The organism is Amycolatopsis circi (assembly GCF_003385235.1).
Lineage (GTDB): Bacteria > Actinomycetota > Actinomycetes > Mycobacteriales > Pseudonocardiaceae > Amycolatopsis > Amycolatopsis circi.
The window spans coordinates 39,054-50,781 of the sequence record NZ_PQIA01000061.1; the positions used below are offsets into that span (position 1 = coordinate 39,054).

An 11,728-nucleotide genomic window follows, 5' to 3' on the forward strand; every position below is an offset into this window, starting at 1 on the left:
CGACAAAAACCGGAGCATGCGCGCTTCGCCAGGTCCGAAGTGCTGGGGAAGTGGCGGTATGGGGGCACTTTCGAAGCGGGCAAAGCGAAATCACCGAATGGAGCAGACCCGGTCAGGCAGTGATCTCCCGGACGCTGTCGGCCAGCAACCGGAGGCACCCCGGCGCGCCAGGGTTCAGCAGGAGGTCGACGTCGTCGTAACCGTCCAGCAGGCGCGTCAGCTCGGCGGGGGCAGCCGGACGCCAGCCAGCGGCGCGGACTCGGCGGCGGTGCGCCGGGGCCGTCGTGACGAGCAGGCACGGGATGTTGTCCGGCGACGGCGCGACGAGCGGGGATTCGTCGGTGTCCACGGCCACCGCGAAGGCCGACTCGCGGAAGACGGCGGCCAGCTGGTCGAAATCGGCTTCGCCGCGGGCGGTCAGGCGGAGCACGGCGTCCAGCGGGTCGGTCGGGGAGTCTTCCGCCGCCGGTTCGTAGGCCGGGTTGGGCTCGAAGCGGCTGACAGACCCGTCCTCGCGCGCGAGCCAGCCGCCGACCACGGCCTGCGGCGGCGGGCTCGGCGCCTCGGCGCCGTCGGCCGTCGACGCCGGTTGCCACGCCGGGTCGACCAGCAGCACCCACTGGTCCTCGGACATCGCCGGTACCTCCTTCGCGTCCGGTGAATCTACCGGTCCGGACTCACCCATGGCGGGGACTCCCGTCCGCCAGTCCGGCCAGTTCAGCGGCTTGGCGGGCGGCCGCCGCGCGTTCCTCCGCCTGGTACCGGCGGATGGCGGCAGCCGTGTGCCAGCGGTCCAGCCACCCCAGGCCGACGACGCTCAGGCGGTGCAAGGTCGGTCGCGTCCTCGGGCCGTCGAGAGCATTCCGCAGGGCAGTACGGAACGCGTCCGCGGACAGGTCTTCCGTGGCCAGTTTCTGGATGACGGCGGCCAGGTCGCGGGCGTAGCCGTCGGGGTTCGGGTGGTCGGCGAGCCGGGCGATCTCTTCGAGCAGCAAGGCCCGGCCACCGGGGGCGTTCAGGACGGCGTCCGGGGCGCCGTGCCGGTCCAGGACCTCGACTGCCTCGGCGATTCGCGTGACGTCCGCGCCGTCGCGGGTTGCTTTGGCCAGGTCGGAGAGCACCGCGGCGGCGTCCGGTTTGCCCAGCAACGTGTCGGTCACGCCGTGCAGGTGCAAGACGGCATGCTGCTCGGTGAGGTCGTCGTGGAGCGCGGCCAGTTCACGCGCGGCGGTCCAGATCAGATCCGGCCGTTCGTGCCGGGCGACGTCCTCGGCGATCGACGCCGCCGATTCGCCGCGGCCGAGTTCCGCGAGGACCCAGCCGAGGAGCTTGGCGGTGCCGTCCCGGTCGCTCAGCGCGATCGGCCCGGCTGGCGGCGTCGGGCGGAACCACCAGCGGTGCGTCGCGGTTCGCACCAGTTCTTCGAGCAACAGATCCGCATCGGCGGTGCCGCTGAGCAAGTAGTCGGCCGTCGGGTGTTCGGCGGCTGACAGCCGGACGGTGACCGCGTCGGCTGGGCGGTCGGTGCCGTCGGTGCGCAACTGCTCAGTGAAGGCTCGGGTTGCGGTCGCGTCGGTGGTCAGGAAAGACACTCCATTAGGGACGGACACATTGGACGGTGAGTAGTGCATCCCCACAGTGCGGCCGTTGTGCGTCCAGGGCTGCGGCGTCCCAGGTGCCGGGCCGTCGTCCAGGCCTCGGAACACTCGCGGAGTGGGTACCGACATCTCGACGCCTGTGCGGAAAGAGATCCTGACACGACCGTCTCCTTCGGACACTCGGATCTTCACTGGGACGCGGTCCAGCACGTCGGCGCCCAAGGCGTCGGCGAGATGCCCGGCCAGATCGCGTGCCGCGGCGGTCGCGTTCGCTCGGCCGTCCGGTCCGGTTCCGGTGACCTCGATCGGCGGCACCGGGCCATCGGTCGAACGAAGACGGGAGATCAGGTTTTCCAGCGGTGTATCTGCCACCAGGACGGCGTCGGCGGCCTGCATCGTGGCGGCGCGCTGGACTTCGCCCAAGTGGTAGTGCACGCGGCTGTCGTCGATAGCCAACAGCGCGCGGGCAGCTGGCGGCAGCGGAACGTCGTGTATCTCGCCGGTGTAACTGCTGCGGTCGGTCACTGTACGCACGAGAGCGGACAGATCCGGGTCGGCCGCGATATAGGACAACGCCGCATGCCACACCAGGTCCGGATTGGCGTGTCGGCGGACGGCGGGCTCGACGGCGGTCAGATGCAGGTCGCCGTCCCGGTTGTGCAGGCCGCGCACCAGCGTCTGGATCACGCGCTGGGTCAGTTCCAGCGTCTCGAACCGGTCCGACAGCGGGGCCGGATCGCCCTGCGGCGGCAGGAGCCAGCTGTGGTCGCTGTTCATCCGGATCTCCGTCATGCCCGGAAGTTCGAGCGCGGAGTTCAGGCCGATCCGCCGGGCCGTTTCGGTCATCGCGACCGGACCCGAGCGGTACATCACCGACTGCCGGTGCACCCGGCCCATCGGCGTGGCGAAGAAACCCTGGCCTAGCGAGTCGACTTCGCGCGGCATCAGGTTCGCTTGCGTCTGCCCGTAGTTGTCCCGCAGCTGGTCCAAATAGGACGCGGCGAACGGGTGTCCTTTCGACATGGTGAACGCCGAGTTCGCGATGTTCCCGCCGACCCGGTGCACCGCGTAACCGGTGTCGGACTCGACGGCGCGGACGACGTCGTCCAGGCCGTGCACGACGTTGTCGCCGTCGGTGTAGAGGCCGCCGAACCGGTGCATCAGCTCGAGCCGCAGGATGTCGCTCGCCGCCGCGTAGCCCGGGCCGGTCTGTTTGGCCAGCTCGGACAGGTAGAACTCCTGCGTCCGCATGGGGTGCTCGCTGGTGAACACTTCGTCCACATTGGCCAGTTGGATGCGATGCTCCGTCGCCCATCGCAGCATGTCCCGGACGTCGTGCAGCGGATCCGGGCCCTCTTCCGGGGCTGCGGTGGTCAACGCCAGTTCGGTCTGCCAGCGCGGCACGTCCGTCCACAGTATCGGGACGATGCCGTCGCCGAGCCGGTCCGCGGCGTCGCCGAAGTTCCGGCGGAAGGTGTGCATGGTGCCGGTGTCTTTCAGCGGGCCGCCCAGCCAGATGGCGTGCATCAGCAGCGGCGTCGAGGTGGTCTTGGCGAGCGGTTCGACGTCGCCGGGCGCCCACTTGGCCAGTTGGTCGTCCGGGCGCTCCTTCTCCAAGGTCCAATCGCGATTGTCGTCCAAGTTCGCGGGATCAAAGTGTTCGCTGCTCCGCTGGTAGCCCTTGGTGAGGTCCAGCAGGTCCAGGAAGCTGATGCCCTGTCCGGCGGTGAGGTTGCGGAAGTCGTGCCCGCGCAGGAATTCCGGCGGTTCGGGGGCGCGGTACAGGCCGAACAGGTCCGGTCCCAGCAGCGGCGCTGGCGGCGGGTTGTTGACGGCGGTCTGCCGCAGGTCCGACACCAGGTCTTCCGGCGAGGAGTAGTGGTGTTCCTCGGCTCGTGGCGCGGTGTCTGTTGTGGACGGTACTGGGGAATCGCCGAAGGTGCGGAAATGACCACCATCGGTGACCGCGGTGAATCCGTGCGTCGCGCCGATCGCCTTGCCCAGGGTCGCCGAATCCCGGCCGAACAACGCGGGCTTCGTCGGGGCGTGCACTGTGGACGGTCCGCCGAGTTCGCTGAGTGCGCGCTGGAAGTCGTGGGCCAGACCACCCGGACCGTCGGTCTGGCCGGTGCTGCACGCGATGAGCGTGACCGAAGGGGATTGGGCCAGCGGAGCGGCTTGGGCCACGATCCGGGCGAACGTATCGCCGTCGACCCGCACCGTCCGGCCGCCCAGCAGGGTCACCTTGACCGACTGCTCGCGGCCATGGGCGAAGACGAAGAGGGAGTCGTCGTCCCACGGAGCCGCGGTCTGGTCGGCCCATTCGCCGAACCGGCGTCCGGAGAGTTCCGGGGTGGCACCGGTCTCGTTGGCCTGCTTCAACAGCGGGTCGAACTTGTCCGGCGTCGCGCCTTCCGGAAGCGTGCTGACCTTTCCGGAGTTGTGGGCGACCCATTCTCGTTCGACGCTCTCGGTGTGCTCATTCGCCGGGAGGAACGAGACGGCGCGTACCCGGCCGGAGCTGTCGGTGATCTTCCGGACCTGGATCTCGGCCGGGTCGAAGCTGTACGGGCGATCGGTGTCGGTGTCCAAACCGGACACGGTGTCGTTCGCCTCGACAGTGCCTTCGCGGTGCTGCTCCGGGGTTGTCTCCGGCGGACGCGGCCAGGCGTGCGCAGCTAGTTGGTTGTCCACATCGGACTTGGCCTGCCACCACTTGCGCAGGGCTTCGTCGGCTTTCTCCCGGGCTTCCTGGATCCGGTTGTTCGCGTCGTCCTGCCGCGCGGAGTGGTCGGTGTGATTGTTGCGGTACTCGTCCAGCACGGCCAGGATCTCGGCGGCGCGGTCCTGCGCCGTCTGCCGCTGCTGGACCAGTTCGGCCTGCTCGTTCCGGATCTGCTGGACCTGGCGTTGCGTGTCCCACGCGCGCGCGACCAGATCGCTTTGCGCGACAGAACCCGGTTCTTCGCCGAGAGCGAGCGAAAGAAGCTGTTCGTCGAGTTCGTTGAGCCGAGTGATTTCGTCGTTGCCCGCGCGCAGAGCCTGGCCCACGTCGCGGGCCTCGTTCTGCGCCGTCTGCACCGCTTGCCGCATCTGCTGCACCGGGTTGTTGTCGACCGGGAGGTTCAGCCCGCGGGCACCGTCGGTCGCAGTGCGCACATTGTCGTTTTCGGACAGCCACGCGTCATCGAAATCGCGCTGCGCCTTCTCCAGTTCCTCTTCTGCGGTGCGCCAATCCTCGGCGGCTTTCTTCACGTTGTCTTGTGCCGAAGAGAGAGTCTCGGGCAACGGCTGGCCGAGCGACTGCTCCAGGTCAGTTTCGCTCATCCGCGTCCGCGAAGACTGCGGCACTCGCACTTCGACGGCAGCGGTCTTGCCGTCGATCGTCGCGACGACCCGGTACTCGACGTCCAACCCGACCAGTCCGGTCCGGCCCTTGTCCTTGCCGACGACGGAACGCTGCGCGGCGGCGGTGCTGGACGACGGATCGTTCTGGCCGACCGGGCCGCGCACGTCAACCCCGCCCCAGGCGTGTGTGTTCCGGCCGGGGTCGGTGATTCCGCCGGTGCCGATGTTGCCCTGCTGCTCGCCGGTGACGGTTTCCTTGGCCTCGCCAGTGAAAGTGGATCCGGATTGATCCGAACGCTCCAATTTCACCGAATCGCTCAGCCCGACCAGATCCGGTTTCACCACGCGGGTATAGACCTGCACCGAGGCGTGGCTGCTGCCGGTCAACGCGGAGGAGTGCAGGTCCGGGATCGCGAACGGTTTGCCGACCATGTCCGGCAGATGCGCCTGCAGCGTCTCGTTGGTGATCGAGGACGAGAGCGTGTTGTGCGCGCCGGTCCCGGGGCCGGTGAGGCCGTTGCCCGCGCCGGCCAGCCGCAAAGCACGGATCGCGGCGGCTCGTACGTCCGCGGCGCCGCGGAGCCCTTCGACAGTCGACGACTTCGGCAGGGGACCGAAACCTTCCTGCTGCCAGGCGGCGAGACGGTCCGGAGTGGACTCCGCGGCGTTGAGTTCCGTGGTCCGCGATCCGTACAGCTTGGTGTGGTACTGCTCGTCGCCGGAGATCTTGTGATCGTCCGCGGACGACCGCGACGTCACGGTCGCCTCCTGCGAAGCGACCGGGTAGGTGTGCCCGTCCCTGGCGACAACCAATTCGAACTGGAACTGGTGCTGGTACCGCGCCGACGGTCCGCTGGAGGACGAGGTCAGCGCCGTGGTCGTGGTCTTGTTCTCGACCGTCTGGTCGCTCTTCGCGCGCGTTCCGGAAGCTCCGAGGTACGCGCCGTCGTAGCCGCTGACTTTGGGCTGGCTGTCCTGGAACAGGCCGCGGCCGGCGCCGCGGATCTGTCCGCCGTAGGACGAACCGTGACCGGAATTCTCTTTGTCCGTGCGGGTCGCGTTGGCGACGTGGTCGACCTCGGTGCCGTCGTGCTTCACGTCGAGGAACTGTGTGTCGAGGATCTTCGCTTTGAGCAGCAACTGGTAATTGTCGGTCCAGAGCACGCCCGGATCCTGAGCCAGCAAGGACACGCCACCGTCCAGCGCACCGTCCACAAGGGAGGTGACTGCTTCCGGAGAGGCGGTGTCGAGCGTCCGCTGGAGGTTGTTCACCGAATCGTCCAGCACGGATTTCGGCAGCAGTTTGTCGCCGAGCTTTCCGAGCTGCTGCCTGGCGTCCTGCACCAGCTTCGCCAGGTTGGGAGCGTCTTCCAGCACCGCAGAGCCGAGTGAGCTGGACTTGCCGCCGACCATCGGCGGAGCGGAAAGCTTGCCCGGGGCCGGGTTTCGCGGCGCGACGGGAGGCAGCAGCCCTTCCGCACGAGCCTCGTCTTCGGTCATCGCAACGAAGACCGAGCCCGGCAGGTGAACGTCCGCGCCCGCCCGCGAAATCGATCCGTTGATCAGGCCTTCCTGACGGCTTTCCGCGATCAGCCGGACATTTGTGTCGTATTGCACCAAGACTGTGCGACTGTCCGAAGAGGACCGGTTGGTGTGATCGATGCTAGCGGTGACCTCATGGGACGAACCGGAACTGCGCTGCCACGGACTCCACTTCGCGGTGCCGAACAGCTGGCCTTGGCCGTGCGTGTCGGTGCCGGTGGGCCGGACGGTGAGGCCGAGCTGCACGTTGGCTTCGATGGATTGTTTGTGCGAGCCTTCGTAACTGGCCTTCGAACCGCCGGAGTACGTCCGGTCGCCGCCGCCGGTTTCGGAGACCGCGACGAGTTTCGGATTGCTCAGCGAGATGCCCATGCCGAGGCCGCCGACCCGGTCAGCGACGCGGCGTTCGTAGCGGAATCCGTTCGCCGTCACGCCTTGTTTCAGCAGCTTCGGCGTCAATCCGCGGAAGTTCTCCGGCGAGAAGATTCGATCCACACGGGCGCGTGCTTCGCTGCCGGACAGTCCGAGCACGGCGTCGCCGCCGGCTGCGCGCTGGAGTTGGCGCAGCGCCTCGTCGCGCAGGGCCTCGGTGTTGGCGAATGCCTCCACGTGCAGGAACTTCGGCGTCGTCTGGTTCTGCTGCTGGGTCAGCAGGTCGTCGATGCTCGGGGTTTCGTTCGGCGTCATCGAAACGACGCCCGGCTTGCCCGGCGCGAATTCGGACGGGTCCTTGGTCAGCGCGGCGCCGTCGTTGATCCACAAATCGACTTTGCCGGAGATGGGCGGCAAATCGGGGTCGCCGGTTTTGGCCACAGTGGACACCTTCGGCGTGATCCGGAACGGCGACCCGGGCGTCAGCCGCCGCACCCACGGCCGGTTGCGGGTGTAGCTGGTGATCTCGACCTCGAACTCGACGTCGTGCTCGAAGACCTGCGAATCCGGGCTGCCGCCCTTGCCGGTCGTCGTGGTCACCGTCGGGCCGCCGGAGTTCTTCCAGGTCCGGTTGTCCGAGTACTGCAGCGGGCTGACGGTCGGGCTGATGCCGAGGTTCGCGACCGTCGTGCCGCCCGGAACGATCACCCGGCCTTCGAGACCGGCCGACCAGCCTCGTTCGGTGGTGGTCGCGCTGGTCAGCGACGGACTCGTTTCGTTGCTGTTCTTGACCGAACGGCCGTCCGCCTGACCGAGATGGCGACCCGGGCCGGGCTTCGCCTTCACCGTCACGTTGAGGTATTCGTCGGTGAACAGCCCGCGCCGCTTCAGTTGCGCGGAAACGCCTTGCGTGAACAGACTGTCCATTTTGCCGCGCAGCGAAGCGGCCGAGAACTTGGACGTGATCTTCCGCAGGTTCGCGAACCGTTCGGCGATGTCCCGGCTGGAGCCTTGTTTGTCGCTCTGGAATTGATCCCAGCGCGGCAGGAACTTGTCCGCGCCGGGCAGGTTCCGCAGCGCGTTTTCGATCTGCGGCTGGACGCGGGTCGCCGGCTCGAATGATCCAGGCCGAGCGGTGCCTGCCGCCACAGCCGCCGCCAGATACGGCGGTTCGTAGCGCGCGCCGACGTCTTTGAACTTCGTCGGGGTGTTCTTCGGAACCGGCAGGCCCTGGGCTTTCGCTTCGGGCAGGCCCATTCGCGTGTAAGAAGTGGCCTGTACGGTGGTCTTTTCACCGGTTGAGGTGGTCACTTCGAGATCGGCGGTGACCTTGTACAGGCCGATGTCTCCCTTCGCGTTCACTGTGGACTTGTTGGTGAAGCTGGTGCCGCTGGTGGACTGCTGGTTGACCTTCCGGGAGTAGCTGCCGCTGACCCCGGCGACGCCACCGGCGGTACCGGGCACATAGGACCCGCCGCCGAAGATCGCGTTTACCTCCCCTCCGTACTTGGAGGAGACGGTGGTGCTTCCGCCGTTCACCGCGGAATCGTTGAACCGCAGTTCGCTGTCGCCAGGAATCGTGCCGAGGTATTCGACGTTCGTTGGCCGCACCGCCAGCTGCACGGCGTCGCGATGCGCGCCGTGAGGGCTGAGCAGGTCGTTCGACACCACCGGGCTGCCCTGCATCGCGGTGCCGAGCATACTGCGCACCCCGCCGCGGCTGAGGAATTCCCGCAGCGAGGTACGGCCCGGCGCGCCGAATTTCGTCACCGAGGGATGCAGGTTCTTGCTTACTTGATCGAATAGCGCGTTCTCGTCGAAGTCGACTGCTTCCGGCGAGAGGAACTCGATCTTCTTGGCCCAGTCCGGTTTAGGCTCCGCGGGCCCGACGGTCTGTTCTTGTTTGAGGTTGGCCAGGTCAGTGGAGAGAACCAGTCCAACGTGGCCGTCCACAGTGGATCCGACCAGACCGCCGGTTTCGTTGCGCACCGTGATCCGGTAGGTCACCGGAGCGTCGGCCTTCTGCATGTCGCCGGCGGTGCGGATCACGCGCTGTTCGGTGCCGGTTGTGGTGCCGGTGTGCTCCGCGGACGGGCTGGCGAGTTGCGCGGTGCCGCCGACCGAGGCGTACGGACCAGCGGGGAACATCCCGAAGTACGAGCTGCCGACGACTTTCGCGGTGGTGTCGGTGTTCGGGCTCGCGTGGGTGGTCTTGACCTCGTTCTTGACGTCGCCGATGGTCGGCTGCGGGAGTTTCGTGATCTGGTCGGCGTTGACCGCATTGAAGTCCGGCTCCGCGGTGACGTGCACCTCGTACCACTTCTCGCCGACTCGCACCATCGACTTGCGGCCGTCGCCCATAAAGGACTCGAACTCGGGGCCGGACAGGGAATCGGTGATAGCGTCGATGCCGCGCGGTTGCGGCGGGTTCTGCTGTTTCGGGTTCAGACGACGGATCAGGTTTTCGATGCCGGTGCCGACGTCTTTCGCGCCGCGGACGTCGACCGGGACCACTGAGCCGAGCGCTTTGCCGTCGCGGACGAACTCGGGCAGCCGCTCGGAGAAGGGACGGTTGTCGGGTTGCTCCTCGGTTTGCTCGTCCGCGACCAGTACCGCGTAGTGCTGCGGTGTCTGGTTCTGCTCGGAGTTCGGGTCCTGCGGGGCTTTGATGGGGGTGTGCAGGTTCGGCTTGCCGTCCGGCTCGGGCTGTGAATGGTGGCTTTCCTGGTGCGGCGGCGGATTCGGCGCCGGGGCGTCGCCGAGGTGGTGGTCGCGGATGTTCGCGGTGTTCGACACCTGCTCGAGCTGATCGAGATTGCCCGGGTTGAACCGCGAATCGTGCCACGCGTCCGGCCCCATCACGCCAGGCTGGTCGCCGCGGTTGAACAGCATTTCGTTGTTCTTGTAGCCGTCGCCGAGGCCGAGGAAATGCATCAGCTCGTGCGTGACGCCGAAGGCCGAGTCATGGACGTCCCAGTTGAGCTGGTTCGTTTCCGGGGTGTCCGGGTCCACAGCGGAATCGTGCAGGTTCACCGGGATCCGGCGGCGGGGGTCGGATTGCCAGCTGGTGTCGCCGGGGTGGATGTCGTCGGCGACGCGGACGTCGAGGCGGACGTGCACCTGGTCGCCGCCGGGCAGCCGGGCGTTCTGATTGACCCATTCGTCGAGGTGGGCCCGCAGGTCCTGGATGAACTGCTCTCGCTGCTCAGGCGATACCGAGCCGGAATGCGAGGTCAAGTCGATCGGGATGGTGTGCTCGCGCACCCACTGGCCCGGCGCGATCTCGAACCGGCGCACGTCGAATCGGATGTGCGCCATCGCGCCGGCGAGCTGCCCGCCCTTGAGCCCCGCGCGGTTGCCGGTGAACTGCTCGGCGATCTTCTTGATCGGGTCGAACCGCTCGGAGGAGAACCTCGTGACCGGCGCGGTGTCGCGGCGCCCGTTCCAGTCCTTCGGCCCCGGCAGAGTCTTCGGAGCTGGCTTCGGTGCTTCCTTCGCCTGGCCGTTGTTTTTTGGTGCGGCAGCAGGAGTCTGCGGGTTCGCTGGACGGTTTCCGCTGAGGTTGTCAACCAATGCTTGACGAGTGGCGAGCGTCAGAGCGGCGAGCTTCTTGCCGTCCTCGACATTTTCCTTCATGCCCTTGCCCAGCGAGGTACGCTCGTTCTTGGGCAGATTCGCGGCGACCTCGGAGAACACCTCCGGCCTGGGCGGAGTCGGCCCGCTCGGCGTGATGTCGTGAAACGCGGCTTTCGCGGCTATCTTCGCCAGATTCGGGTCCAGAGTCGTGTGATTGCCGAGGTAATGGCCGATCAGGTCGGACCAGATCGTCTCGTTGGCGTGGCTCTGGTTCAGCGCGGTGATGCCGTTCGGGTCGGTGCCGACCTTGCCCGCGATGCGCGTTCCGTCGGTCTGGATGGCGAGATCGGAGGAGAAATTCGCGATCGCGGTCGGATGATCGCTGTATTGCCAGCTCGGGTTGCGTTGCGACAGGACCGAATCGGCCAGGCCCTGTCCTTCCTTCGCGCCGTAGTCGAAGTTTCCGGTGTTCGGGTTTTTGGTGCCGAACGTCGCGTCGTTCTCGAGCTTGTTTCCCGGCATTCGGACAAAGGTGTTCGGCTCCGGGAAATACACTGCCCGAGGATCGACTCCGGCCAATGCCTGGCGAACGTCGAGATCTAATTGCGCGGCCCGGTTCGCGAGATCCCCGTCCTCCGGCCGGACATGGTAACCGCCGCTGATCAGTTCCGGCGGCCCCTCGGGATTCTGGCGTACCGCGGTGTTGACCGCGTCGAACAGGGGGCCGTTGCGGGTGTTGAGGGAGTGGACGTCGGCGTCTCCGGTGTGCAGGTAGACCTCGTTGTCGCCGCCGGCTTCGCGGATCTGCCCGATGAGCTTTTCCGTGACCGGGTTGCGGGCGATCGTTTCGCGGATGCCGCCGTAGGGGATGGTTTTCTGGTCGATGTTCGGGTTGCTCGGGTGCTTCCAGGTGAACCCGATTACCGCTACCGGGAAGCGGTTGTCCCAGGTATTCTGGAATTGCTGGATTTTGTGGTTGATCGCCTGTTCGGATCCTGGCGTGCCGTTGATGCCGATGACGAGAGCGAAACGCCCGTCGGAGGAGTTCCCGGTGAAGCCGGTGGAGTACTTCTCGGCGATGGTCTGGAGATTGTCGTTCGGAGTCGCCGCGACGGTGGCTACGACGCCGATGCCGTCCCGGTTGTTCTCGTTGCGGGTGCCGAGGTCGCCGATGATGCCGGTTTCGTGCACGACGGTGAACTTGAAGTTCTTGTGGTGCTGCGCGAAATCTGCCGTGCCGCCGGTGATCGGCGGGTGCTTGCCGACGTTCGGTCCGGGGCCGGTGCTTGGGG

General features: G+C 67.0%; 2 protein-coding genes. Both read right to left on the bottom strand.

What is annotated here, in order from left to right:
* Nucleotides 1-112: 112 nt before the first annotated feature.
* A complete protein-coding gene (locus tag D0D37_RS24740) occupies nt 113-634 on the bottom strand; it encodes a type VII secretion system-associated protein (RefSeq protein WP_208720129.1) in 522 nt (173 codons plus the stop codon).
* A gap of 43 nt (nt 635-677) precedes the next feature.
* Entirely contained in the window at nt 678-11,627 is a 10,950-nt protein-coding gene (locus D0D37_RS24745; RefSeq protein WP_208720130.1) for a TcdA/TcdB catalytic glycosyltransferase domain-containing protein, read from the bottom strand.
* Nucleotides 11,628-11,728: the final 101 nt, after the last annotated feature.